The organism is Owariibacterium komagatae, assembly GCF_045865535.1.
Taxonomy (GTDB): domain Bacteria; phylum Bacillota; class Clostridia; order Oscillospirales; family Ruminococcaceae; genus Ruthenibacterium; species Ruthenibacterium komagatae.
This window is the reverse complement of record NZ_AP031406.1, coordinates 2417735-2443284: the sequence shown is the minus strand read 5'-3', so window position 1 is coordinate 2443284 and position 25550 is coordinate 2417735. Positions and strand designations below refer to the sequence as shown.

26 protein-coding genes and 1 tRNA gene are annotated in these 25550 nt (G+C 60.9%); 10 read left to right on the top strand and 17 right to left on the bottom strand.

Annotated elements, in window-relative coordinates:
* Positions 1–19: 19 nt before the first annotated feature.
* The 9 genes from purN to ACKTS9_RS12140 form a co-directional block, all read right to left on the bottom strand.
* Positions 20–610, bottom strand: a complete 591-nt coding sequence (gene purN / locus ACKTS9_RS12180) for a phosphoribosylglycinamide formyltransferase (protein WP_407881072.1) — start codon at positions 608–610, stop codon at positions 20–22.
* A complete protein-coding gene (purM, locus tag ACKTS9_RS12175; RefSeq protein ID WP_349215926.1) occupies positions 607–1644 on the bottom strand; it encodes a phosphoribosylformylglycinamidine cyclo-ligase in 1038 nt (345 codons plus the stop codon). The genes purN and purM overlap by 4 nt, the downstream gene beginning before the upstream one ends.
* Before the next feature lie 15 nt (positions 1645–1659).
* Entirely contained in the window at positions 1660–3102 is a 1443-nt protein-coding gene (purF, locus tag ACKTS9_RS12170) for an amidophosphoribosyltransferase (RefSeq protein WP_407881069.1), read from the bottom strand.
* Between the two features lie 10 nt (positions 3103–3112).
* Entirely contained in the window at positions 3113–3820 is a 708-nt protein-coding gene (gene purC / locus ACKTS9_RS12165; RefSeq protein ID WP_349213950.1) for a phosphoribosylaminoimidazolesuccinocarboxamide synthase, read from the bottom strand.
* A gap of 48 nt (positions 3821–3868) precedes the next feature.
* Positions 3869–4372 (bottom strand): 5-(carboxyamino)imidazole ribonucleotide mutase, encoded by a 504-nt coding sequence (gene purE / locus ACKTS9_RS12160; RefSeq protein ID WP_407881066.1) that lies wholly within the window; start codon positions 4370–4372, stop codon positions 3869–3871.
* A 66-nt stretch (positions 4373–4438) separates the two neighbouring features.
* Positions 4439–4564, bottom strand: a complete 126-nt coding sequence (locus ACKTS9_RS12155) for a hypothetical protein (protein WP_349213946.1) — start codon at positions 4562–4564, stop codon at positions 4439–4441.
* Between the two features lie 140 nt (positions 4565–4704).
* Entirely contained in the window at positions 4705–5199 is a 495-nt protein-coding gene (ybaK, locus tag ACKTS9_RS12150; protein ID WP_407881063.1) for a Cys-tRNA(Pro) deacylase, read from the bottom strand.
* A gap of 56 nt (positions 5200–5255) precedes the next feature.
* Positions 5256–8390, bottom strand: a complete 3135-nt coding sequence (ileS, locus tag ACKTS9_RS12145) for an isoleucine--tRNA ligase (RefSeq protein ID WP_407881061.1) — start codon at positions 8388–8390, stop codon at positions 5256–5258.
* A gap of 88 nt (positions 8391–8478) precedes the next feature.
* Positions 8479–10035 (bottom strand): CotH kinase family protein, encoded by a 1557-nt coding sequence (locus ACKTS9_RS12140; RefSeq protein ID WP_407881059.1) that lies wholly within the window; start codon positions 10033–10035, stop codon positions 8479–8481.
* Positions 10036–10173: 138 nt separating this feature from the next.
* Between ACKTS9_RS12140 and ACKTS9_RS12135 the strand changes: the two genes are divergently transcribed.
* The 6 genes from ACKTS9_RS12135 to ACKTS9_RS12110 all read left to right on the top strand — a co-directional run bounded on the left by ACKTS9_RS12135 (position 10174) and on the right by ACKTS9_RS12110 (position 15449).
* Entirely contained in the window at positions 10174–10869 is a 696-nt protein-coding gene (locus ACKTS9_RS12135; RefSeq protein WP_349215873.1) for a polyphosphate polymerase domain-containing protein, read from the top strand.
* 12 nt (positions 10870–10881) lie between these two features.
* Positions 10882–11535 carry a DUF4956 domain-containing protein gene (locus ACKTS9_RS12130; protein ID WP_349215874.1) on the top strand — a complete coding sequence of 218 codons (654 nt, stop codon included), beginning with the start codon at positions 10882–10884 and terminating at the stop codon, positions 11533–11535.
* Positions 11536–12040: 505 nt separating this feature from the next.
* The gene (locus ACKTS9_RS12125) at positions 12041–13435 is read left to right on the top strand and encodes an MATE family efflux transporter (protein WP_407881056.1); all 1395 of its coding nucleotides are present in this window, start codon (positions 12041–12043) and stop codon (positions 13433–13435) included.
* A gap of 27 nt (positions 13436–13462) precedes the next feature.
* Positions 13463–13942: a GNAT family N-acetyltransferase gene (locus tag ACKTS9_RS12120; protein WP_349215631.1), complete on the top strand. Its 480-nt coding sequence runs from the start codon at positions 13463–13465 to the stop codon at positions 13940–13942.
* Between the two features lie 106 nt (positions 13943–14048).
* Positions 14049–14125: transfer RNA gene (locus ACKTS9_RS12115), tRNA-Ile, on the top strand.
* A 55-nt stretch (positions 14126–14180) separates the two neighbouring features.
* Positions 14181–15449, top strand: coding sequence for a serine dehydratase subunit alpha family protein (locus tag ACKTS9_RS12110; protein WP_349215633.1), 1269 nt, complete (start codon positions 14181–14183; stop codon positions 15447–15449).
* Positions 15450–15498: 49 nt separating this feature from the next.
* On the opposite strand, the gene fucO is transcribed toward ACKTS9_RS12110, so the two are convergent.
* Together fucO and ACKTS9_RS12100 are read right to left on the bottom strand one after the other, a co-directional pair.
* The gene (gene fucO, locus ACKTS9_RS12105) at positions 15499–16647 is read right to left on the bottom strand and encodes a lactaldehyde reductase (RefSeq protein ID WP_349215634.1); all 1149 of its coding nucleotides are present in this window, start codon (positions 16645–16647) and stop codon (positions 15499–15501) included.
* A gap of 236 nt (positions 16648–16883) precedes the next feature.
* Positions 16884–17582: a transglycosylase domain-containing protein gene (locus tag ACKTS9_RS12100; protein ID WP_349215636.1), complete on the bottom strand. Its 699-nt coding sequence runs from the start codon at positions 17580–17582 to the stop codon at positions 16884–16886.
* Between the two features lie 360 nt (positions 17583–17942).
* Between ACKTS9_RS12100 and ACKTS9_RS12095 the strand changes: the two genes are divergently transcribed.
* The 4 genes from ACKTS9_RS12095 to ACKTS9_RS12080 are packed head-to-tail and all read left to right on the top strand — an operon-like array spanning position 17943 to position 20395.
* Entirely contained in the window at positions 17943–18302 is a 360-nt protein-coding gene (locus ACKTS9_RS12095) for a helix-turn-helix domain-containing protein (RefSeq protein WP_349215638.1), read from the top strand.
* A gap of 14 nt (positions 18303–18316) precedes the next feature.
* Positions 18317–18745, top strand: a complete 429-nt coding sequence (locus tag ACKTS9_RS12090) for an ImmA/IrrE family metallo-endopeptidase (protein ID WP_349215639.1) — start codon at positions 18317–18319, stop codon at positions 18743–18745.
* Positions 18746–18747: 2 nt separating this feature from the next.
* On the top strand, positions 18748–19413 hold the full coding sequence (locus tag ACKTS9_RS12085) for a D-lyxose/D-mannose family sugar isomerase (protein WP_349215641.1): 666 nt from the start codon (positions 18748–18750) through the stop codon (positions 19411–19413).
* 19 nt (positions 19414–19432) lie between these two features.
* Positions 19433–20395 (top strand): hypothetical protein, encoded by a 963-nt coding sequence (locus tag ACKTS9_RS12080; protein ID WP_349215643.1) that lies wholly within the window; start codon positions 19433–19435, stop codon positions 20393–20395.
* A gap of 40 nt (positions 20396–20435) precedes the next feature.
* Here ACKTS9_RS12080 and ACKTS9_RS12075 read toward each other — a convergent pair whose 3' ends face one another.
* From ACKTS9_RS12075 to ACKTS9_RS12050, 6 genes are all read right to left on the bottom strand, one after another.
* Entirely contained in the window at positions 20436–21266 is an 831-nt protein-coding gene (locus tag ACKTS9_RS12075) for a metallophosphoesterase (RefSeq protein ID WP_407881049.1), read from the bottom strand.
* Positions 21267–21401: 135 nt separating this feature from the next.
* Positions 21402–22103 carry a FadR/GntR family transcriptional regulator gene (locus ACKTS9_RS12070; RefSeq protein WP_349215645.1) on the bottom strand — a complete coding sequence of 234 codons (702 nt, stop codon included), beginning with the start codon at positions 22101–22103 and terminating at the stop codon, positions 21402–21404.
* A 10-nt stretch (positions 22104–22113) separates the two neighbouring features.
* Positions 22114–22812, bottom strand: a complete 699-nt coding sequence (locus ACKTS9_RS12065) for a TRAP transporter large permease subunit (RefSeq protein ID WP_407881046.1) — start codon at positions 22810–22812, stop codon at positions 22114–22116.
* Between the two features lie 4 nt (positions 22813–22816).
* The gene (locus ACKTS9_RS12060) at positions 22817–23344 is read right to left on the bottom strand and encodes a TRAP transporter small permease (RefSeq protein ID WP_349215647.1); all 528 of its coding nucleotides are present in this window, start codon (positions 23342–23344) and stop codon (positions 22817–22819) included.
* A gap of 43 nt (positions 23345–23387) precedes the next feature.
* Entirely contained in the window at positions 23388–24407 is a 1020-nt protein-coding gene (locus ACKTS9_RS12055; protein WP_407881043.1) for a TRAP transporter substrate-binding protein, read from the bottom strand.
* A 367-nt stretch (positions 24408–24774) separates the two neighbouring features.
* Complete coding sequence (locus tag ACKTS9_RS12050; RefSeq protein WP_407881041.1) at positions 24775–25431, bottom strand: GntR family transcriptional regulator; 657 nt, start codon at positions 25429–25431, stop codon at positions 24775–24777.
* Positions 25432–25550 lie beyond the last annotated feature (119 nt).

The window sequence follows — 25550 nt, the reverse complement described above, 5'->3', positions numbered from 1 at the left end:
AAGCTCCTTTCGCGCCGCTTTACAGCCGGCCGCTGGTCAAAAGGTCCAAAGCCCGGGGCAGAATCTCCCACTCGGCCTGTTCCATCACCCGCCGCTGCAGGGTCTCGGGGGTGTCCCCCTCTTCCACATACACGGCCTTTTGCAGCACAATGCGTCCGTCGTCGTACGCTTCGTTCACCAGGTGCACCGTGGCGCCTGTGACCTTCACGCCTTTTTTCAGCGCCGCCTCGTGCACCCGCAGTCCGTAGTACCCGGCCCCGCAGAAGGAGGGGATCAGGCTGGGGTGGATGTTCAAAATGCGGTCCGGATAGGCGCGCACCACGTTCTGCCCCACCATGGACAGATAGCCCGCCAGGACCACGGCCTCGATGCCGTGGCTTTGCAGGGTATGCAGCATGGCGTCGTTGAACGCGTCCGCGCTGGCGTAGTCTTTGCGGCGCACCACCGCGGTCTCGATGCCCGCTTTGGCCGCCCGCTCCAGAGCGTACACCCCCGGCTTTGAGGCCACCACCAGCGCCAGCTGGGCGTTGGGCAGTTTGCCCGCGGCTTTGGCGTCGATCAGCGCCTGCAGGTTGGTTCCCCCGCCGGAGACAAGCACCGCCACTCTCATACCAGCTCCACGCCTTTCTCTTCCCCTTGGGCGATCTCGCCCAGGAAGTAGGCGTCCTGACCATTTTCGGCCAGCACGCGCAAGGCCTCGTCCGCCTTGTCGGCGGGCACCACCAGGGTCATGCCAACGCCCATGTTGAAGGTGTTGAACATATCCCGCTCGGGGATCTTGCCGGTTTTCTGCAGCAATTCAAACACGGGCAGCACCCGCACGTCGCTGCGTTTGATGCGCGCCACGCAGCCCGCCGCCAGAGAACGGGGAATGTTCTCGTAGAAGCCGCCGCCGGTGATGTGGCTGACCGCATGCACGGGCATTTTTTCCATCAGCGCCAGCACGGGCTTGACGTAGATCTTGGTGGGGGTCAGAAGAGCCTCGCCCAGGGTCATGCCCAGCTCGTCCACATAGTTGTGCACGTCGGCGTATTCCACGTTGAAAATTTTGCGCACCAGCGAGAAGCCGTTGGAGTGCACGCCCGAAGAGGGCAGCGCGATGATGGCGTCGCCCGGGCGCATTTGGGTGTTGTCCACAATGCGGCTTTTTTCCACCACACCCACGGAGAAGCCCGCCAGGTCGTACTCGTTTTTCGGGTAGAAGCCGGGCATCTCGGCGGTCTCGCCGCCCACCAGCGCGGCGCCGGCCTGCACGCAGCCTTCGGCCACGCCTTCCACGATGGAGGCCACTTTCTCCGGCACCAGCTTGCCGCAGGCGATGTAGTCCAGGAACACCAGGGGTTTTGCCCCGCAGGTGATGATGTCGTTGACGCACATGGCCACGCAGTCGATGCCCACGGTGTTGTGCTTGTCCATCAAAAAGGCGATTTTCAGCTTGGTGCCCACGCCGTCGGTGCCGGACACCAGCACCGGGTGCTGCATGCCGGTGACGTCCAGCTCGAACAGGCCGCCGAAGCCGCCCAGGCTGCCGATGGCGCCGGGGGTCATGGTGCGGGCCACGTGCTGTTTCATCAGTTCCACGGCGGTGTAGCCGGCGGTGATGTCCACGCCCGCTGCCTTATAACTCTCGGAATAACTTTTCATACCGATTCTCCTCTCTCAGTCGGCGGATTCGGAAATTTTCTTTTCAAATTTGCTCTTGTGGGGAGAGGCGGGCACCTCGGCCGGGTACTCGCCGGTAAAGCAGCCGGTGCACAGGTCCAGCTTGCAGCCCTCGGCGATCTTTTTCACGCCGTCCACGCTCAAAAAGCCCAGGCTGTCCACGCCCAGCATCTGCCGCATCTCCTCGGTGGAATGGTTGGCGGCGATCAGGTTTTCGCGGCTGTCCACGTCCACGCCGAAGTAGCAGGGATACAAAAACTTGGGCGCCGAGGACAGGAAATGCACCTCGGTGGCGCCGGCTTCCCGCAGCAGCTGCACGATCTGCCGGGAGGTGGTGCCCCGGACGATGGAGTCGTCCACCAGCACCACACGCTTGCCGCGCACGGTGTCGGCGATGGGGTTCAGCTTGATGCGCACGGTGTTCTCCCGCAGTTGCTGAGAGGGCTGAATAAACGTGCGGCCGATGTATTTGTTCTTCAAAAAGCCGATGCCGTAGGGGATGCCGCTCTGCTGGGAATAACCCAGGGCCGCGTCCAGACCGGAGTCCGGCACGCCGATGACCACGTCCGCCTGGACCGGGTGCTCCAGCGCCAGCAGCGCGCCGGCGCGCCGGCGCGCACGGTGCACGGAAGCGCCGTCCACCACCGAGTCGGGCCGGGCGATGTACACGAACTCAAACACGCACAGGGACGTGGGTTTGCCGCAGTGGGTGCGGATGCTGTGCACGCCGTTTTCGTCGATGCACACGATCTCGCCGGGCTCGATGTCCCGCACGAACTCGCCCCCTGCCGCATGGATGGCGCAGCTCTCGCTGGCCACCACGTCGCTGTCGCCGATCTTGCCCAGGCACAGGGGCCGGAAGCCGTAGGGGTCCCGGGCGGCGATGAGCTTGCGGGGGCTCATGACCACCAGCGAATAGGCGCCCTTCAGCTTGGGCATGGCGTTTTCCACGGCCTTTTCAATGCTGGGGGCGGTCAGCCGCTCCCGGGTGATGGTGTAGGCGATGACCTCGGTGTCGGAGGTGGAGTGGAAGATGCCGCCCATCAGCTCAAACTCTTCCCGCAGCTCGGCGGCGTTGGTCAGGTTGCCGTTGTGGGCCAGGGCCATGGGGCCCTTTACATGGCGGATGACAAAGGGCTGGGCGTTGGCACGCACGGGCGTGCCCGTGGTGGCGTACCGGCAGTGGCCGATGCACATGTTGCCCCGGGGCATGCTCTCCAGCACGTCCTTGGTGAACACCTCGTTCACCAGGCCCAGCTCCCGGCGTTTGTAGAACACGCCGTCGTCGTTCACGGCCATGCCGCAGCTCTCCTGGCCGCGGTGCTGCAGCGCGTACAGCGCGTAATAAGTGGTGGAAACCACGTCCAGTTCGTCGCCCCGGCGATACACGCCGAACACGCCGCACTCCTCGTGGACTTTATCGCTCCAAATCTCTTTCATGGCAGACCTCTCAACCCAGCAGACGGGCCATGACTTCCTGATAGGCTTCCTCTTCGCCGCCCAGATCCCGGCGGAACAGGTCCTTGTCCAGGTGCGCGCCGGTGGTGGCGTCCCAGAAGCGGCAGGTGTCGGGGCTGATCTCGTCGGCCAGCACGATGGTGCCGTCGGGCAGGCGGCCGAACTCCAGCTTGAAGTCGATGAGGCGGATGTTGAATTTCAACAGATATTTGGACAGGATGTCGTTGACCCGGAAGGCATAGTTGGTGATGGTGGCGATCTCCTCTTCCGTGGCCAGGCCCAGCGCGCGGGCGTGGTAGCTGTTGATCAGGGGGTCGTGGTACTCGTCGTTTTTATAGCTGAACTCGATGGTGGGGATCTTCAGCACGGTGCCTTCGGGCACGCCCAGACGCTTGGTGAAGCTGCCCGCGGCCACGTTGCGCACGATGACCTCCAGAGGCACGATCTCCACTTTTTTCACCACGGTCTCACGGTCGCTGAGCTCTTCCACAAAGTGGGTGGGAACGCCCTCGCCCGCCAGCATCTTCATCAGGTTGTTGGTCAGCTTGTTGTTCACCACGCCCTTGCCGCGGATGGTGCCTTTTTTGGCGCCGTCGCCGGCGGTGGCGTCGTCCTTATAATCCACGATCACCAGATTGGGGTCGTCGGTGGCGTACACTTTCTTGGCCTTTCCCTCGTACAACTGTTCCAGCTTTTTCATAATCCTGTGCTCCCTTTCTCTATTAAAAAATAATCAATGGTGGCAATGTTACAGCGCTGCGATCTCGGCCTGCAGCTTTTCGTCCTTGGCGGCGATGTCCTTTTCCATGTCCGCACGGGCCTGTTTCAGCAGCCCGGCAATGCGCCCGTCGTGAATGGCCAGCATCTGGGCGGCCAGCACGGCCGCGTTTTTGGCGCCGTTCAGCGCCACGGTGGCCACGGGGATGCCGCTGGGCATCTGCACGGTGGCCAGCAGCGCGTCCAGCCCGTCCATGGCACCGCCCTTGCAGGGAATGCCGATCACCGGCAGCACGGTGTTGGCGGCGATGGCCCCGGCCAGGTGCGCCGCCATGCCCGCGGCGGCAATGATCACGCCGAAGCCCTTGTCCGCGGCGCTCTGCGCAAAGGCGGCGGCAGCGGCGGGGGTGCGGTGCGCGCTCATCACGTGCACTTCAAAGGGAATGTCCCACGCTTTCAGCTGCGCGGCGGCCCCTTTCACGCAGGGCCAGTCGGAATCCGACCCCATGATAATGGCTACTTTTTTCGTTTCCATGTTCTTTTCCACCTTTCCCATCCAAAACAAGAAGGGCCGTGGTGCACTTGCACCACGGCCCTTTGCTTACACGGATACACGATTCCCCCATACAAGAGCGCACCCCGAACCGTACTCGGCGCGCCGGCCCCTGCCGAAGGCCGCACGATGCCCGTGTGCCATCTGCTTTTGCAGCATTTCGCTTCGAATCATCCTGACGGCCTCCCTTCAGAAGGAAAATACAACTCTATTGTACTCTGTCCTTCCGGGGAAATCAATGTGCGCCGAACCGCTTTCGGGAAGTTCAGAGAAACGCACAAAGAAACCCTGTCCCGGCGGGAACATTTTAGACCTTAGGCCAAATCGCCCTGGGTCACGTCCGCGGTGCGCGCCCGGGCCAGTTTCAGCAGGTCCGCAGGGGCCAGCTCCACCTGAAACCCGATGTGCCCGGCGGACACGGCGATGGCCGGCTGGGAAAGGCAGCTTTCGTCCAGCACGGTGACGAAGGGCTTTTTCATGCCCAGCGGGCTGCACCCGCCCCGCACGTAGCCCGTGACCTTCAAAAGGTCCGCCACATGGAGCATGGCCACGCTTTTTTCGCCCACGGCCCGCGCCGCCTTTTTCAAATCCAGCTCCCGCAGCACGGGGATCACGAACACAAAATAATTTTTGCTGGCGCCCTGGGTGACCAGCGTCTTGAACACCGCGGCGGGGTCCTGCCCCAGCTTTTGAGCCACGGCCGCCCCGTCGATGGCCCCGTCCGAAGCGTCGTACGCGTGGGGCGTATAGGTCACGCCGGCCTTGTCCAGCATGCGCATCACATTGGTTTTGACTTCCTTTTTTGCCATCCCACATTCCTCCAAAACATGCGTCCGCGCGGCAAATGCCGCGCGGACGCATTCTCTTATTGCTTTTTCAGCTGCACGGTGACGGTCTCGCCGTCCACTTCCAGCTTGCCGGTGTAATCCGGCTCGGCCAGAGGCGCGTCGCTGGCCTTGGCCAGCAGCTCGCTCTCCAGATAGTCCAGCTTCGCGGCCACCACGCCCCGCAGCTTCTCACCCGTCTCGAAGTGCACGAAGATCCGGTCGGACACCGCGAACCCGGCCTCCTTGCGGAACACCTGGCACTGGCGCAGAATGTCGCGCAGGCAGCCCTCGGCATACAGCTCGTCGGTGATGGTCATGTCCAGCGCCGCGGTCACGCCGAAGTCCTCGGCCACCGCCAGGTGCGCCTTGGGCGCGTGCTTCAGCGCGAAGATCTCCGCGCTCAGCGCCGCGTCGTAGCCCGGCACGCGCACCTCGCCGCCGGCCTTCACCGCCGCGGCCACCGCCTGCATGTCCTCCGGCTCCAGGCCGGCCAGCAGGTTCTTCACATGGTTGACGTCGCCCTTCAGCACCGCGCCGGCCCTCTTGAAGTCCAGCACCGCGTAGGCGTCCTCCAGGGCGCTGGTGTCCTCCAGGAACTCCACCCGCTTCACGTTGACCTCGCTGGCCAGCACGCTCTCCAGCTGGGGCGCCAGGGTGATCTTGCCCTCTTTGCCGCACACGTACAGCGCGCTCAGGGGCTGGCGGATGCGCACCTGTTTTTCGTTGCGCAGCTTCAGCGCCAGGGAGATGATGTCGCGCACTTCCTGCACCTGGTTCAGCACCGGGTCGTTCACGTCCACGCCCGCCAGCACCCTGGGCCATGCGCTCAGGTGCACGCTCTCGGCGCTCTCGTTGGAATAGCGGCGAACCACTTCCTGCCAGACGTGCTCGGTCAGGAACGGGATGGCCGGGGCCATCACCTGGCTGATGGTGCGGATGGCGTACAGCATCACCGTGTAGGCGGTGTTCTTATCCTCGCTGTCGCCCTCTTTCCAGAAGCGGCGGCGGTTGATGCGCACATAGAAGTTGGAGATGTCGTCCACCACTTTTTCGAACTGATCCATCACGTCCTTGGTGGAATAGTTCTCATAGGCGTTGGTGGCGTTGGCCACAAAGTTGTCCACCAGCGTGACCAGCCACTTGTCCGCCAGGCCCAGCTTGGACACGTCCAGCCCCGACACATCCACGCAGGGTTTGTCCACTTCCGCGTAGGTGGCGAAGAAGGTGGACAGGTTCCAGAAGGCCAGCAGCTTGCGCTTTGCCTGGTCGCCCAGGTTGTAGCCGAAGCGCACGTCGGTGGTCATGGGGCTGGAGGCGAACAGATAACGGGAGGCGTCGGCGCCGATGACGTTGGCCGCCTCGTCGAATTTGATCATGAAGCCGGTTTTGGAGAAGCGGCTGCCGTCCTCGGCGGTGACCATGCCGTGGGTGCCCACCTGCTCGTAAGGCGGCTCGTCCACCAGCACAGTGCTCATGAACAGCATGGAGTAGAACCACAGGCGGACCTGCTCCTTCATCTCCACCACGTACTCCGCGGGGAAGTAGGACTTCCAGTACTCCCGGTCCTCAAAATATTTCAGGGTGGAGAAGGGCACGATGCCCGCGTCCAGCCACACGTCGCCCACGGCTTCCACGCGCTTGACGGGCTTGCCGCAGCACGGGCAGGTGATCTCCACTTCGTCGATCCAGGGGCGGTGCAGGTGGGGCAGCGCGTCCACCTTGGATTTGTCCACGGCTTTTTCGCGCAGCTCTTCCAGCGAGCCGATGACCGTGACCTTGCCGCATTCGCAGGGATAGAAGGGCAGCGGCAGGCCGTAGAAGCGCTTGCGGGAGATGTTCCAGTCGGACATGTTGGTCAGCCAGTCCAGCATGCGCTTGCCCTGATAGGGCGGGTTCCATTTGACCTTTTTGGCGTTGGCGATCAGACGGGGGCGGATCTCCTCCACGTCGATGGCCCATTCCTTCACGCAGCGGAACAGCACCTGGGTCTTGCAGCGCCAGCACACCGGGTAGCTGTGGCGGATGGTGTGGGTGTAGAACATCTTGCCGCGCTTTTTCAGCTCTTCGAAGATCTGGTCCCGGGCGTCCTGGGCGCCCAGGCCCGCGAACACGCCGCAGCTGGGCAGCAGAACGCCGTACTCGTCGATGGGGATGAGCACGTCGATGCCCTCTTTTTTGCCCAGCTCAAAGTCCTCGGCGCCGCAGCCGGGGGCGATGTGCACCACGCCGCAGCCCTCGTCGTCCTGCACGTCGTCCCACAGGACCACGCGGTGGTCGGTGTCTTTCTGCAGTTCCAGCTCGGGGAAGCAGGTCTCATAGTGCAGGCCCGCCAGGTCGGTGCCTTTGAAGGACTCCAGCACTTCGCCCTTTTTGGCGAACTTGTTTTCAAAATAGGTGCGGCCCATGATGATGGGGTGCTCCTCCCCGTCCAGGCGCGCCATCACGTAATCCAGCTCCGGGTTCACGGCCAGGGCGGCGTTGGCGGTCAGGGTCCAGGGGGTGGTGGTCCACACCAGCATGTAGGCGTCCTTTTCCACCAGCGGCACCTTGAAGAACACGGCGATGTGCTCCACTTCCTTGTAGCTGCCGCTCATCTCATGCTCGGACAGCGACGTGCCGCAACGGGGGCACCAGGGCATGGGCTTGTACACCTGCTTGATCCAGCCGTTCTCGTCGCACTTTTTCAGAACGGCCCAGATGGAGGTGATGTTGTTGTCTTTGTAAGTATAGTAGCTGTTGTCCCAGTCCATCCACTGGCCCAGGCGCTTGGACTGGTTCTTGATGACGTTGCTGTACTTGACCACGCGCTGGATGCACTTGTCGGTGAACTTGTCCAGGCCGTACTCCTCAATGTCCCGCTTTGTCTCAAAGCCCAGCTCTTTTTCCACCTCGACCTCGACCCACAGGCCCTGGCCGTCAAAGCCGTTGCGGTAGTGGCTCTGGTAGCCGTTCATGGCTTTGTAGCGCAGGAACGTATCCTTCAGGGTGCGGCCCCAGGCGTGGTGCACGCCCATGGGGTTGTTGGCGGTGATGGGACCGTCAATGAAACGGTACTTGGGTCCGTTTGCATTCTTCTGTTTCAGTTTGCCGAAAAAGTCGCCTTTTTCCCACATATCCAGGATCTCTTCCTCGTTGGCGACAAACGAGTAAGAGGGATCGAAATGCTCTTTCATGGCTGCCTCTCCTATCCTCTGCCCAATCTCAGGCTGATAACTAATTTATTATATCAGAAAGCGCGCGCGCCTGCAAGGATGCGCGGCCCTATCCGGGCAGGTTTTCTGCAAGCCAGGCGGCCCGGGCGCTGATCCAGGAGCCCAGCTCGTCGGCCATGGCTTTGTGCGAGTAGTCCGCCGGGGTGTTCATGCGGTCGTTCAGGCCGATGTAAGTGGGGATGAAATTGTTGGTGGCGGCGTTGTCCAGCAGGGCGTTCTGCTCGGCCAGCCACGTGTCCAGCCCGTCCAGAAACGGGCGCAGCTGCTGAAATTTTTCCCGCACGGCCGCCTGAAATTCGGGGTCCTGGGCCATGCGCTCGAACCAGAGCACCTGCTGCACCAGCCCGTCCGCGGAAGTGTAAAGCTCCTCGGCGGCGTTGCCGTATCCCTGGTCCATGTCCCACACGGGGCCCATGTACAGAATGCCGTCCCGCTCATAGAGAAAGGAGCTGTAGGGGTTGTGAAAGTCCCGGTTTTTGGAAAGCTCCTGCAAAAGATAATTGACGGCGAAGGAGTCCAGGTCGATGCGCTCGGTATAGCGCCGGCCGTTGTAGGTGAAGTCCGGCGAGGCCAGCGCCTGCTCCAGACCGGTCACCGCCTGGCGGATCTGCTTCCAGGCGGTCTGTTCGCCGATGTCCTCGCCCAGGTCCTTGATCTTCAGCGGAATGCCGTACACCGGGCTCTCCCAGGACAGAGGCGTGCCCGCGGTGCGGGCGTCCAGCTCGGCGATCCAACCCTTTTCGGAAAGGCCCACGGTCTCCACGCCCACATGGGTGCCCAGGTCGTACACGCCCTGGTACTGGCCGTTCATGTACAGCTCCACGAACCGGCTGTCCATGGCGGCGTCGATGTCCATCTCCCGCGCCATGGTGTGGGTGATGGTGTTGCGCAGCAAAGACGAGTCGGAAAAATTGGCCAGCAGCACATAGTCCCGGGAGGCGGGCAGGCCCAGCAGGCTGGTTTCCTCGCTGAGGTCCACGTGGTAGGGCAGCTTGGGATACTGGGCGGTGGAATTGCCCCGCACCCGCACGCTGCCGGTCTGGCGGAAGGTCAGCTCGCCCCCGGCGTCGTACAGGGAGATGGCGGTGGTGACCTTCTGCTCTTTGGAGTACACCGGCTCGTCGTCAAAGGTCTCGAACACGATCACGGGCAGGCTGGTGCGCCGGATGTGCACGGTGTACACGGCGTCGCCGCACTCCAGCGACGCCCCGTCGGCGAAATCCGCCCGGGTCAGGCCGCTGATCAGCCGGCGGCCGTTCAGGCGCACCGTCCCCTGCGCCGTGAAGCTGGCGCACAGGGAACGCTCGCTGACCTGCGGCGGCAGGAACAGATACAGATCCCGGTCCACAAAATAGCCCTGGATCTCAAAATCCAGATCGCCGTTGTTGCCGCTTTTGAACGTGATGGACGTCAGCGGGTCGCTGGTGTAGGCGCCCTTGGTGTGATAGGTATCGTGAATGGCCTGCAGATAATCCCGTCCGGCCAGATAGGGGTCCGCGCGGGTCAGTTTGAGCCGCACGCCCACCAGCACGATGGCCGCGATGACCACGCAGCAGGCCACCAGGCCCAGCGCCGACATCCACGTCTGTCTGCGGGTATACTTCATGCCGTGATCCCCCTTCTCTGCGGAACCTGCGTTCCGTCTTCTCAGAGGCTATTATACCAAAAACCGACAAAATTCCAAGGTTTTCTTGCCCCGGCGCACGGAATGCCTTATAATGAAGCACAGCGGGGAGGGAGCGCGATGCAAAACCTGGTGGTGACCCGGTTCGAGCACAAATATCTGCTCACGGACGCCCAGGCGGCCGAGCTGCGCGGCAAGCTGAACGCGGCGCTGGCGGCGGACAGCCACAACGCCGGGCCTTCGGGCAGTTATCTGGTGCGCAGCCTGTACTTTGACACGCCGGACAGCCGGGATTATCTGGACAAGGTGGACGGGCTGTTTTCCCGGCAGAAACTGCGGCTGCGGGTGTATGGCGGCGAAGGCGGCCGCGCCAAGCTGGAGTGCAAGCAAAAGCAGGGCGATTACCAGAAAAAGACCTCGGTGTGGGTGACGGCGGACCAGTGCGACGCCTTTGCCCGGGGGGATTTTTCCTCGCTGCTGGACACCGACGACGAGGACGCGCATTTTCTGTACGCGCTGGCCAGCCGGGGCTACCGGCCGGCGGGGCTGGTGGAATACCGGCGCTCGGCCTGGCTTCTGGGGGTGCGCAACACCCGGGTGACGCTGGATTTCGACGTGCGCGGTACAGACGTATTGCCCACGCTGTACGGGCCGGTGGTCCTGCGGCCGCTGCTGGACCCGGGTCTGGTGGTTTTGGAAGTGAAATTTGACCGAAAGCTGGCGCCCTTTGTGCGACGGCTTTTGAAGGGATATCAGCGCACGCGGCTGTCCTGCGGCAAATATGAGAACTGCCGGGCGCTGAACGAGCTTTTATAAAGGGGTATGGCAATGAACAAACAGGAAATTCTGGAATTTTTCTACACCAACAGCGAAGAGCTGACCCCGGTGCTGGTGTTTCTGGTGCTGTGCATGGCGCTGTGCGCGGCGGCGGTCATCTACCTGACCTACCGCTTTACCACCGAGCCCACGGTCTACAGCCAGAGCTTCAACGCGGGCAATGTGGTGCTGACGCTGATCACCACGGTCATTATGCTGATGATCAGCAGCAACATCGTCATCTCGCTGGGCATGGTGGGCGCGCTGTCCATTGTGCGGTTCCGCACAGCGGTCAAGGACGCCCGGGACACGCTGTACATCTTCTGGTCCATGGTGACGGGCCTTTCGGTGGGCACCCAGAACTTTGTGCTGTCCATGCTGTCGGTGTGCTTCATCAGCGCGGTGTTCTTCGCGTTCCGGCTGGTGGGCGAGCGCACCAACAAAGGCACCCTGATCGTGCGGGGAAAAACCGTGGACGCCGCCGCCCTGGAGCAGGAGCTGGCCCGGCACACCCTGCACTTCCGCCAGCAGTCCGGCTTTGCGGGCGAGGACCACTGCGAGTACGTGTACACGGTGTTTCTGCCCCGCCGGCGCACCGCGGGGGACTTTGCCGCCCAGATGACGGGCGTGGCAGGCGTGCAGCAGGCCAACTGGGTGCGCGGCTGACCGCAGAACGCTGTTCCAGAAGGACGCCGGTTTGGCCGGGGTTCCGTAAGAAAACGACGCCGGGAAGGAGCCCCTTTTGCGCGGCTGCATCGTCAAACCGCCTTGACAACCACAAAGGGTGCCGGGTTTTTCCCGCAAGGCGGGAAAATGGGGACCAGGGCTGGTCCGCAACCGGCCGGGCGGTCCGCGAAGCGGAGCGGGCGCATTGTTGCCGCGCCCGCAGCCCCTTCGGCGTTTTTCCTTGCATCCGCATCAAAAGGGACGCCTTCCCGGTGCAAGCAGTTGCGCCCCAAAATTTTGAGAGAAAGAGCAAAAGAGCGGTCCTGCAAGCAAATTGCCTGCAGGACCGCTTTCTGCGTTTCAAGCGTCAAAATTTCGGGGCTTCACCGCCGTTTTCTTATGTCACCCCGGCTTTTCCGGCGTCCTTTTTTGTACCAGCCTGCACCCTGCAGGTCCTTTCGGGTGGAAAAAGCTTCTCTTTACACCCGCTTTGTGTTATCATTGTATGTTATGTAAGAAAGACAAGGGAGCGAGAGACTTGAAACAGAACAGCGACGAGGCACTGGGCACCCTGCCCATCGGGCGGCTGCTGGCCAAGCTGGCGGTGCCCAGTGTGGCAGCCCAGCTCATCAACATGCTTTACAATGTGGTGGACCGCATTTACATCGGCAACATTCCGGACATCGGCGCCATGGCGCTGACGGGTGTGGGCGTCACCTTCCCCATTCTTTTGCTGGTGTCGGCCTTTGCGGCCTTTTCCGGCATGGGTGCGGCGCCGCTGGCATCCATTCAGCTGGGCGCGGGCGACCGTCCCGGCGCCGAGCGCATTCTGGGCAACTCCCTGACCATGCTGCTGGTGACCGCCGCGGTGCTGACCGCGGTCTTCAGCATCTGGAAGGAGCCCATTCTGTACGCTTTCGGCGCGTCGGACAACATCATCGGATACGCGGTGGATTACATTTCCATCTACCTTCTGGGCACGGTGTTCGTGCAGCTGGCGCTGGGGCTGAACGCCTTCATCAGCGCTCAGGGCAACGCCACCACCGCCATGCTCAGCGTGCTTATCGGCGCGGTGCTGAACATCGTGCTGGACCCCATCTTCATCTTCGTGCTGGGCATGGGCGTACGGGGCGCGGCTCTGGCCACCATTCTGTCCCAGGCGGTCAGCGCGCTGTGGGTTTTGAGCTTTCTGTGCTCCAAGCGCAGTGTCATCCGCATCCGTCTGGCCAACATGAAGCCCTGCGGCCGCATTGTGGGGCGCATCGCCTCGCTGGGCGTGGCGCCCTTCATCATGCAGAGCACGGAAAGTCTGGTGAACATCACTCTGAACACCGGCCTGCAGCGCTTCGGCGGCGATTTGTACGTGGGCAGCATGACCATCATGCAAAGCATCATGCAAATGCTGGTGATGCCGGTGAACGGCATTTCTCAGGGCGCTCAGCCCATCATGAGTTACAACTACGGAGCCAAAAATTACGCCCGCGTGCGGGAGACCTTCCGCCTGCTGCTGAAGATCACGATGGGCGTCACCGTGGTGTGCTGCCTGCTGCTGGTGCTGTTCCCGGGTGTTCCCGCCCGGCTGTTCACCCAGGAGCAGGCGCTGATCGATCTGGTGGTGAAGACCATGCCCATCTTCTTCGCGGGCATCTGGGCCTTCGGCGCGCAGATGGCCTGCCAGACCACCTTCATGGCCCTGGGCCAGGCCAAGACCAGCCTGTTCCTGGCGCTGCTGCGGAAGATCATTCTGCTGATCCCCCTGGCCATCATCCTGCCCCGGATCACCGGCAGCGTGCTGGGCATCTATGTGGCCGAGCCCATTGCGGACATTGTGGCCAGCTGCACCACGCTGACGCTGTTTCTGGCGCGGCGCAAAAAGCTGCTGCCCACAGAGAACCCGTAACAACCCTTACCGGAGGAGGCAGAGAAAATGAATGCGGAATTGAACTTTCGATACGCAGAGCGCAACGACGTTTCCCTGATTTTGAAATTTATTCGAGAGCTTGCCGCGTATGAAAAAATGCTGGACAAAGTGGTGGCCGATGAAGCAACGCTGGAAGAGTGGATTTTTGACAAGAACAAAGCAGAAGTGATTTTTGCCTGTCTGGACGGGAAAGAGATCGGGTTTGCTCTGTTCTTCCACAATTTTTCCACGTTTCTGGGGCGGGCCGGTCTGTATCTGGAAGATTTATACGTCTCTCCGGAATACAGAGGAAAAGGATACGGTAAAGCAATCTTAAAGAAACTTGCCTCCATTGCCGTTGAGCGCAAATGCGGCCGTCTGGAATGGTGGTGTCTGGACTGGAACAAACCCAGCATTGATTTTTACCTGTCGCTGGGCGCAGAGCCCATGTCCGACTGGACCGTGTACCGGATCGCCGGCGAAACGTTGAAGGACCTGGCGAAATGATGTCCCCAACCGGCAAAAGCGCGCGGTCAATGCGGAAAGAGTCTGCGCTCTCACAAAAAATTCTTCTTTTCTTTCCGGCTTTTTTATCGTATAATAAAAAGGCCGTGGGATCTTAGCGCAGTTGGTTAGAGCTTCCGGCTCATAACCGGATGGTCCAGGGTTCGAGTCCCTGAGATCCCACCACCCATCGAAGGCAGCCTGTGCGGCTGCCTTTTTTCATGAAAGAGAGAGATTTGTGATGGAAACCTTTCAGAAATATGAGGCCATTCTGCACGAGGAGATGCTCACCGCCCTGGGCTGCACCGAGCCCATTGCCATCGCCTTTGCGGCGGCCAAGGCGCGGCAGGTGCTGGGCGCGCTGCCGGAAGAGATCTGCGTGGAGTGCAGCGGCAACCTGATCAAAAACGCCCGGGCGGTGGCCGTGCCCATGGCCGAAGACCTGCGCGGCATTGAGGCCGCGGCCATTCTGGGCGCTGTGGGCGGCGACGCAGACCGGGAGCTGGAAGTGCTGACCGCCGTCACCCCGCAGGATCTGGAGATCACCCGGCAGATGCTGGCCCGGGGTGCGTGCCGGGTGCAGCTGCTGGAGACCCCGGCCAAACTGCACATCCTTGTGCGCTGCCGCGCCGGGCAGGACCGGGCCATGGTGGAGATTCTGCACGAGCACAACCATGTGGTCCACGCCGAGCGCAACGGCCGGGTGGTGTACGACATTCCCCACCGGTTGGACAGCACCGGCACGGACGGCACCGACCGCAGCTGCCTGAACCTGGAAGACATTGTGCGGTACGCCCGCACCGGAGATCTGACCGGCCTGTACCCGGTGCTGGACAAGGAGATCGAATGCAACAGCGCCATTGCCCGGGAGGGTCTGGCCAACCGCTGGGGCGAGGCCGTGGGCCAAACCCTGCTGGAAGTGTACGGCGACGGCGTGAACATCCGCGCCCGGGCCGCGGCGGCCGCCGGGTCGGACGCGCGCATGAACGGCTGCGAAATGCCCGTGGTCATCAACTCGGGCAGCGGCAACCAGGGCATCACCGTTTCGGTGCCGGTCATGGAGTACGCCCGTTTCCTGGGCAGCAGCCACGAGGAGCTGTGCCGGGCGCTGGTGGTCTCCAATCTGGTGGCCATCATGCAAAAATACAAGGTCGGGCGGCTTTCCGCTTTCTGCGGCGCGGTCAGCGCCGGCACGGCCGCGGCCTGCGGCATCGCCTTTCTGCAGGGGGCTGACGCGGACATGCTGGGCATGATCATCACCAACACCCAGGCCAATGTGGGCGGCATTGTGTGCGACGGCGCCAAGTCTTCCTGCGCGGCCAAAATCGCCAGCTCTGTGGAAGCGGGCCTGCTGGGGTACGAGATGGCCAAGCGGGGCCATGTGTTCCGCCCGGGTGAGGGTCTTGTGAAGGACTGCTACGAAGAGACCATCGACAGCTTCTGCCGCATGGCCAAGGACGGCATGGAGGCCACGGACCGGGAGATTCTGGAAATCATGATCGAAAACTGAAAAACGGCATAAAAAAGAGGGGGCTCACAGCCCCCTCTTTTTGGGATGGTTACAGCAGTTTGCGGTACAGTGCGGCAATCTCTTCCACGCTGGTGTCGCGGGGGTTGCCCGGGCGGCAGGCGTCGGCAAAAGCGGACTCGCTGAGGAACTGCACGTCCTCGTCCTTTGCGATCTCCTTCAGATCGGCCGGGATGCCCACGTCGGCGCTCAGCTGCTTCACCGCGTCGCAGGCAGCCTTGCGGTACTCGTCCTGGGTCATGGCGTCCACGCCTTCCACACCCATGGCGCGGGCGATCTCGCGGTACTTCTCACCGGTGCAGGGCGCGTTGTACTCCATCACCGTGGGCAGCAGAATGGCGTTGGCCACGCCGTGGGGCGTGTCATACACAGCGCCCAGGCTGTGGGCCATGGAGTGCACGATGCCCAGACCCACGTTGGAGAAGCCCTGGCCCGCAATGTACTGCGCCAGCGCCATGCCCTCGCGGCCCTCGGCCTCGCCGGCCACGGAAGAGCGCAGGTATTTGGAGATCAGGCGGATGGCTTCCAGATGGAACATATCCGTCATCTCCCAGGCGCCCTTGGTGATGTAGCCCTCGATGGCATGGGTCAGCGCGTCCATGCCGGTGGCGGCCGTCAGGCCCTTGGGCATGGTGGCCATCATGTCGGGGTCGATCACGGCCACTTCGGGAATGTCATGGGTATCCACGCACACGAATTTGCGCTTTTTCTCCACGTCGGTGATCACGTAGTTGATGGTGACCTCCGCCGCAGTGCCGGCAGTGGTGGGAACAGCGATGGTGAAGGTGGCATGGTTCTTGGTGGGAGCCACGCCCTCCAGGCTGCGCACATCCGCAAATTCCGGGTTTTCCGCAATGATGCCCACGGCCTTGGCAGTGTCCATGGAAGAACCGCCGCCGATGGCCACAATGCAGTCCGCGCCGCTGGCCTGGAACGCCGCCACGCCGTGCTGAACGTTCTCAATGGTGGGGTTTGCCTTGATGTCGGAATAAATTTCATAGGCGAAGCCGGCTGCGTCCAGCAGGTCTGTGACTTTCTGCGTCACGCCGAATTTCAAAAGGTCCGGGTCCGAGCAGACGAACGCCTTGTGAAAGCCGCGGCCGGTCAGCTCCGGCACGATGTTCTCCAAAGCGCCCTTTCCGTGATAGGAAATGGTATTCAAAACAATGCGATTTGCCATGGTGCAACAACTCCTTCAATGGAAATTTCTGCCTTTATTGTACCACGCCCTGCCGCCCCGTCAACAGGCAAAGCCCTTGTCCATTTGACGGTTTTTCGCCGCTCCCTTTGTCCAAAGCAACAATTCAGAGGGTTGTATCCCGCAAAAATAATACACATTGTATTTTTCCAAAAGAAGCACAACAGGGTTCACGCGCAAAGGGGCCCCGCACACCGCGGGGCCCCTTTGTGTTTTGTCTATTCACCGGCCAGGATCTCCTGCGCCTGCTGCTCGGTGATGCAGCCCGTGTCCACCAGGCTGTCCACCACCTGCCGCTGGCGCTGGGCCGCCAGATCGGGGTTCACCGTGGGCGCGTACACGCTGGGGGCGTTGGGCACCCCCGCCAGCAGGGTGCACTCGTAATCGGTCATCTCCGTCGGGTCCTTGCCGAAATAACCCCGGCTGGCGCTGCAGATGCCATAATAGCCCTCGCCGTAGTAAATGCTGTTGATGTACAGCTCCAGAATTTCATCCTTGGTGTACCGGCGCTCCAGGTCCCAGGCGGTGAACACTTCCGCCACTTTGCGGGTGAACTTCTTCTCCTGGGTGAAGTACAGGTTTTTGGCCAGCTGCTGGGTCAGCGTGCTGCCCCCTTCGGCCAGGCTGCCCGTGCGCAGGTTCACCCACACCGCCCGGGCGATGGCAATGGGGTCCACCCCGTTGTGGTCGTAAAAGCGCCGGTCTTCCACCGCCACCACCGCCTGCGGGTACAGCGCGGGCAGCTGGTCCAGCGGCGTATAGCCCTCCTGTGCGCGCACCTGCTCCACGGCCTGCTCGATGCCGGTTTGCTCCACCGCGTTGCGGTACAGCCGCCAGCCGTCCACGCCAACGCCCAGCACGGTCAGCACCACCACAAGCACAAGCGCTGCCGCCAGTCCCTTGAAAATTTTTCTCATGGAGAAAACCGTCCCTTCCTGTCGATATTTCTCATTATAGCGGCCAATTATGTCTAAATCCAGAACAAGCGGCTTACAAATTCCTTACATTTGCGAAAGGTTTCAAAAACCGAACGCTACCGAACGGTACCGAACGCCCCCCAAGGAGAAGGAAAAGGAGAAGACGAAGGAGAAGGAGAAGAAAAAGGAGATTTCTTAAGAAAGTACGCTTTTTCGGACATGCACCGTGGTATTATTTTCCTGTGCGTTGCACCCGGCAACTTTCACAAAGAACTTTGTGCAACTTTGTTTGGATTTTGTGTTGCATTACGCAAATAATTGTGCTACAATGGGACCAAACCAACAAAGGAGTGTTACACAATGGACCAGGAAAAAATTGCCGAGCGGATTCGGTTGGCGCGCAAAGACGCGGGAATGACACTGCAGGAGATCGCGACCGCCATCGGTGTGACCAAGTCCACGGTGCAGCGCTACGAACAGGGCCGGATCGAAAACGTAAAGCAGCCGGTGCTGGAGGCCATGGCCCGGGCGCTGGATGTGAACCCGGAGTGGCTGATGGGCCGTTCGGACCGGCGCGAACCGGAAAACGAGATCGGCTTTGATGATTTCACCTATGCCCTGCACCGGGAGGCGCAGGCACTGACCGAAGAGAACCGGAACAAACTGCTGGAGATGGCGCGCATCTTCCGTGCCGCGCAGCAGGCGGACCGGAACAAATAAGGAGGCGTGAGCCATTGCTTTCCAAGATGTACCGGGACATTCGTCAGCGGGGCATCCGTCTGTTTCCGTACCCCATCGGGTTCACCGACGCAGCCACCCTGGAGATGGGCGGCGAGTACGCCATTTTTCTGGACTTTTCACAATTTTCGGATCTGTCCCAGTACCGGGAGGCGCTGGGCCATGAGATCGGCCACTGCGCCACAGGGTGCACCCACGCGGTGTCCAGCCCCTGGGACCTGGTGGAAAAGCACGAGTACAAGGCCAACCGGTGGGCCTTTGAGCACTATCTGCCGGCGGACGAGCTGAAAACGGCCATGGCCTCGGGCCTGACCGAGCCCTGGCAGCTGGCCGAATGGTACGGCTTTCCCGAAAGCTTTGTGCGCCGTGCGCTGGAATACTGGACAACAAGGCGGGGGGTCGACTTCCGCCGGATGGAGGAATGAATATGAAGCGATCGGAAATCAACGGGATCATCCGGCAGTTTGAAGACATGCTGGCGCGCCACTGCTTTGCGCTGCCGCCCTTCACGGGCTTCACACCCGAACAGTGGGCCGAAGCCGGGCACGAGTGGGACGAAGTGCGCCAGGCCGGGCTGGGCTGGGACGTGACGGACTACGGCCTGGGCCAGTACGAAAAGACCGGTCTTGCGCTGATCACGCTGCGCAACGGTCTGCCCGGCGGCAAACCCTATGCGGAAAAAATCATGCTCAGCCAGCCGCTGCAGGTGTGTCCGCTGCATTTTCACTGGAAAAAGACCGAGGACATCATCAACCGCGGCGGCGGTGAACTGATGTTCATCCTGTACAATGCCGACACCGACGGCAACCGGCTGGACACGGACGTGACCCTGCACCGGGACGGCCGCCGGGTGACGGTGCCCGCGGGCGTTCCCTTCGGCCTGATGCCCGGCGAAAGCCTGACGCTGGAGCCCCTGTGCTATCACGCTTTTTACGCCTCCGAGGCGGGCAGCGTGCTGGTGGGCGAAGTGTCCAGCTGCAACGACGACGTGGCGGACAACCGGTTCTTCGAGCCCATCGGCCGGTTCCCTGCCGTAGAGGAGGACGAACCGCCCTACCGGCTTTTGTGCACCGAATACCCGCCCGCGCCCTGACGCACAAGGAGGCTTCCTGATGGAGCAACAAACATTCGGAAAAAAGAAAGGCGGCATTCTGCAGCTTTTCTATGCGCTGTGCTGGCTGCGGCTGGTCGGCGGCGTGCTGAGTTGCCTGCTCCGCCTGCTGCAGTTCTTTTTCCTGATCGCAACGCCCACCGGCATTTTCATGATGTTTCCCCCGCTGTTCTCCTTCTATTACTGTCTGCTGCAGTGGAAACTGATCGTCACGCTGGAGCGCCGCCAGCCGCCGTCCATCGAGCTGCTGTGGCTTTGCGCCCTGACCCTCTGGGGCAACGCGCTGACACTGCTGCTGGTGACCCTTGCTGTGCGGACAGCCGTCATCCAGTGTCTGTCCGCCGTGCTGTCTGCGGTCATCTGGAGCTGCTATTTCCGCTATTCCAAACGCTGCGACGTGTATTTTGACGAGCAGCCGAAAAGCTATCTGGAAGCGTCCTATTACACCATCCGCGACTGGACCTTTGGCACGATGGAGCGTCGCTCGCTGATGAAATGCGACCCGGCGCCCTTCTTTGCGGGGCTGACGGCCCTGGCCATGCCCGGAAGCCCGTTCGAGACCCAGCGCCTGCTGGCTTATCTGGACCGGGAATACGAACCGCGCTTTTCCATGCGCTGGCAGCTGCACCCGGCCGCAGTGAAGCAGCACCTGCAGGAGATCAACCGGGAATTGCTCGCCCTGGACCCGTCACAGGACCCGGCGGAGCACACCGCCCGCTGGATTTTGGAGAAAACCTGGGCGCCCATCTCCGCGCAGGACCTGAAAGATGAACTGCTGCAGGGCAAGACTGCCCTGGACCGCATTTTCTGTTCGCCTCTGTGGCGGCCGGCGATCGCCCGCATCGGCCCGGACTGCCCCCGGTGCAAGCGGCACCTGATGGAGGGCAGCCCCATTTGCCCGTACTGCGGCGCCCCGGTGCCCGACCCCTACGCGCATCCGGCCCCCGGCGCATCCGCCCAATGAACCAAAAACCGCTCGTTTCCCGATGGAAACGAGCGGTTTTTTACACGGCCGGTTCAAAGGTGACGCACACGATCTCCGGCGGGCACAAAAAGCGCAGCGGCAATTTTGTCAGGCCCACGCCGCTGCTGACATAGACCTGTGTGCCGTCTTGTGTGGTGTAGTCGCCCCGCACCATCCCCCCTGATCCGGCGGGCAGCCAGAGCCGGTTCAAAAGCGGCAGCGACGCCTGCCCCCCGTGGGTGTGGCCGGACAGTACAAAGCACTCGCCCGGGGCGGAAATTTTTTCAGCCACCGAAGGTTCGTGGGCCACCACCAGCTGAAAAATATCGCGGTTCAGCTGATACAGTTCCGGGTCGGTCCAGCCCATGAGCACGTCGTCGTATCCCACCACCTGCACGTTCCATTCTTCCAGCAGGCTCTCGTCGTTGAGCACCTGAAAGCCCGCCTGCTCCAGCAGGCTCTCGTACACGCGCACCGCACCGCCGCCGTAATCGTGGTTGCCCCACACGGCAAACTTGCCGCCCGGCGCCTGAATGCGCCCCAGCTGCGCGGCCAGTTCCTCCAGGTCCAGGCTGTCCCGGTCCCGGGCGTAGTTGTCCAGCAGATCGCCGCCAAACAGCACCACGTCCGGCTGCCGGGCATTGATGGCGTCCACCAGGCGGGCGGCCCGGTCCACACCATACCAGCGCCCGAAATGGGTGTCGGTGAAGAACACCACCTTCAGCGAACGGGACAACCCCTCGGCCTGCACGGTGCGGGTGCGCACCGTCAGCCGGGCGGGCTCCACGAAACGGGCGTAAAGCAGCAGCGCCGCCCCCAGCACCAGCAGCCCCGGCAGCAACAGCCATCTTTTTTTGCGGAAAATTCGCACGCGATCCTCTCCTTTTCCGTTTTTGGTATCGTACACGCACAAAGCGTTTCTGTCAAGCCGCGCACAAACAGAAACCGGCGCCCCGGGAGCCGAAAAAGGCTCGCAAGGGCGCCGGTTTTGTCAATGTTGTCCGGTTCACCGAACCGTGGGGTCATCGCGGCACAGGTCCTGGATGGCAGCCTGCATATGGGCCACGCTCTCCTTTTTGGCCTGTTCGCTGTCGCCCGCCGCGATCGCCTCCAGAATGCGCTCGTGAGGTACGATCGCATGGGACGCGTTTCGCTCAAACTGAAAGCTGTTCTGGCGCAAAATCTCAAAGTAGTGGTTCACCAGTCCCACCAGCGCGATCAGCAGATCGTTGTGGGTGATGGCGGCGATGCGGGCGTGGAACCGTGCGTCCAGTTCCGCCATAGCCACATAATCCTTTTCGTGAACGCTTTTCACAAAGGCCTGGTGAATGGTGCACAGCTCGTCGATGTCACGGCTGACGGCGTTTTCCGCCGCCAGGCTGGCCGCAAGCGGGTCCAGCGCCATGCGCACGAACAGATAGTCGCTGCTTACCACCCGATGGGAGGAGATCCAGTCCATGGCCTCCTGAATGAAATTCTGCTCTTTGCTCTGGACAAAGGCGCCCCGGCCGGGCTGAATGTCCAGATAGCCTTGAGACTGCAGCACACGGTATGCCTCCCGAATGGTGGTGCGGCTGATATTCAGTTGTTTGCACAGCACCATTTCCGCAGGCATCTTGTCGCCCACGGCGATGCTGCCGCTGCAGATGTACTCCGTCAGCTTTTCCACGGCAAGATCAACCGTTGACTTTTTTTGAATCGGCTCCATTCAGTCTCCTTTAAAATGAGCTTCCCAATAACAGTTTTGGTACAGCCAGTGTAATTTGCGGGAACACGTTGATCAGCAGCAACACGATCAGAAGACCGATGTAATACGGCGTGACCGCCTTAAACGCCCGCTGGAAGGAAATACCGCCCAGCTTGGAGGTCAGGAACAGGCAGATCGCCATCGGCGGCGTGAGCAGACCGATCATCAATGCAAAGATCATTATAACACCAAATTGAACCGGATGCACGCCGATTTGTGTCACAATGGGCATCAAAATGGGCGTCAGGATCAAAATGCTGGCGTTCGTCTCCATAAATGTGCCCATAAACAGCAGCAGGTTGATGAGCAGCAGAATGACCAGACCCAGGTTTTCAATGCCGGTGGTCATCACGCGGATGATGTCTTTCCATTTCAGCTCCCGATAGACGAAGATGCCGACGATCAGAGAATAGAAGACCGCCACAGCCGCCGCCTCGGTGGGAGTGAAGTAGCCGGAGAAGATGCCGCCCACCAGAATGACCGGAGACAGCAGCGCCGGCAGCGCAGAGAAGAAGGACTTGATTCGTTCACTCCAGCTAGAACGTTTGTGCTTGGGATAGCCGCGCTTTTTGGCGATGATGTACACTGTGGCCATCATGAACAGGCCCATCAGGATACCTACCGTGATGCCGCCCATGAACAGCGAACCGATGGAAATGCCGGCCGACATACGGTCATCCCTCCTCTTGGCTGGGCTCGCGCGGGTCCTGGCCGGTCACAACGGTGGCCAGTTCCTGCACCACATTGTCGAACAAAAAGAAGCATGTGAAGCTCATGCCCACCGGATAGGAAATGTACCACCAGATGGAGTTGATGGGAAGCACCGTCATGGGCACCATCATCTTGTTCTGAGCCAGCTGCCAGCCAAAGACTACCAGGACGATGGCCATCACAAAGATGGCCACCTGGATCAGCAGTTCCAGCACATGCTGCACACGGAAGGGCAGCTTTGCCGTGAGCACGTCGATGCGGACGTGTACGCGTTTGCGCACGGCGTAGGAGATGGTCAAAAAGGCCACCCAGGACGCCAGTACAATGGACAATTCTTCGATTTCAATAATGGATTTTCCCGTCAGCGTTCTGCGGGCGACCTGCAGGAACACCATGCAGATCAGAAAGCCCACAACCAGCATGGACACAACGCGCACGATTTGTTCCAGCCATGCGGCCACACGGGAAATTGCTCGCGCGAACTTTTGCACTTGAAAGCGCCCCTTCCGTGTTGCGAATTTGTTTTACTGATTCTTATTGATTCAGAGCCTGAATCTGCTCGTAAGCGCCTTCGGGATACACGTCTTTGTTCTCCTCCAGCAGCTGCGGGATGATGGCTTCCTTGAAGGACTCGATGTCGATCTCGTCTTTGGTGATCAGGGTCATGCCCTTCTCCTGGAAGCTCTCCAGGAAGGCCTCGTCCTCGGCGTTGACCTGCTCGTTGTGCCAAGTGAAGCCCTCGTCAATGGCCTCGCTGATGATCTGTTTGTGCTCGTCGCTCAGGGACTGCCACCATGCCTCGTTGAAGAACATGAAGTAGTTGGTGTACTGGTGCTCGGTCTGCATCAGATAGCTCTGAACCTGGTACAGGCCAGCCTGATCGATGTTGGCCAGGGGGTTCTCCTGGGCGTTGACGATACCGGTCTGCAGAGCGCCGAACAGCTCGCCCCAGGCAACCGGGGTCACGTTGGCGTCCGTTGCGGTCCAGGAAGCGATCACGCCTGCGTTGTTGGGAGTGCGCAGTTTCACGCCCGCCATGTCGCTGACGCTGTAAACGGGTTTGTTGGCGGTCAGGTAACGGGGGCCACGCAGAGCGATGGTGTTCAGGTAAGCGCGAACGCCGTATTTTTCAACCAGCTGCTCGCCCAGGTCGGCGCCGATGTCGCTCTCCCAGAATTTCTGCAGGTGCTGCTGGTTCTCAAAGATGAACGCCATGTTGAACAGCTCCATCCACTCGGGCACAGCCCAGTTGAACAGCATCTCGGCGTTGATCAGCATTTCGTAGTTGCCCTCGGACAGGCCGGTGCACAGGTCTTCGTCGTTGTCGCCCAGCTGGCCTTCCAGGTACAGTTCGGGTTTCAGCGTTCCGTCGGATTTCTCTTCGATGAGTGCCGCAATCTTCTTGGCAGCCTCGGTGGACAAAGCGGAAGCGTTGTTGCCTACCATCTTAAAGGTGACCACTTCCTGGCTTGCCGCCGTGCTGCCGGATGCCGCAGAACCGCAGCCCGTGAGAAGTGCAGACGCCGCGATCGCAGCGCTCAAAAACAGTGCCATCAGTCTTTTTTCTCATGATTTCATTCTCCTTTTCCAATTTCTGCCCATTCCCATTCCTTTCCAAATTGTCTTGCGGACAGTTTGAATGAAGGAATGATTGTCTAACAATATCATAAAAACGGTCGCAAAAAGCCAATAAAATCGGGCGATATTTATATCTTATTTTTCTATGCGAATTGCACAACAGGTTTTCAACGTTCAACAATTCGTCATCGAGGGTACAAAAGGCCGTTTTGGGGCGGTGTGCCCGGTGTTTTCCAAACGTACCCACGAAAAAAAAGCGCGGCGAGGTGTGTTCCCGCCGCTGCTCATACTGCGCAAAAGCCCCCGGCGGGATGTTCCCGCCGGGGGCTTTTATGCAAAAATCTTATTCTGCAATGCCGTGGGACTCTGTGCGCTTGCCCACATTTTCCACAGCGCCGCGCTTGTGCGCCCACATGATCTGCTCCGCCCGGTCTTTGTCTTTTGCCGCAATGGCATCCAGAAGATCAAAGTGCTGCTGGGTGGAGATGCGGTACCATTCATCCGGCACCTGGTTGGCGTAGTGGCCCAGCGGCCACTTGTTCCACAGCTCGGCAATGTGCTGCACCAGCACATCGTTTCCGGTTGTGCTGTACAGGTCGATGTGAAACTTTCGGTTCAGCGCGGAACAGCGCTTCAGGTTTCCCTGCTCAAAGGCCTCGCGCATTTTTTCGGCCAGATCGCGCAGCTTTGCCAGCTGCGCATCGGTGATGTGGTCCACCACGATGCGCACCGCCTGCCCCTCCAGAATGGCTTTGACCACGAACAGCTGCTCCAGAAAGCTTTTGCTGACCTGCGTGACCACAGCGCCCTTGTTGGGGACCAGCTCCACGATTTTTTCGCTTTCCAGCCGGCGCAGCGCTTCCCGCACAGGAATCTCGCTGCAGCCGTTTTCCTTGGCGACACGGCTGATCACAATGCGATCACCCGGCAGGTAGTCGCCTTTTTTCACGCCGTCCAGAATGGCCTTGTAAACAAGATCCACTTTTGAATTGTATTTCATACAGTTACCTGCCCAACCAGATTTTCTGCGCCGCCGGCGCCGGTGTTTCGATTTTACCATTTTGGAAACCCTGTGGCAACCTTTTCTGCAACGCAGAATTGTTTTCTGTGAAAGCGAAA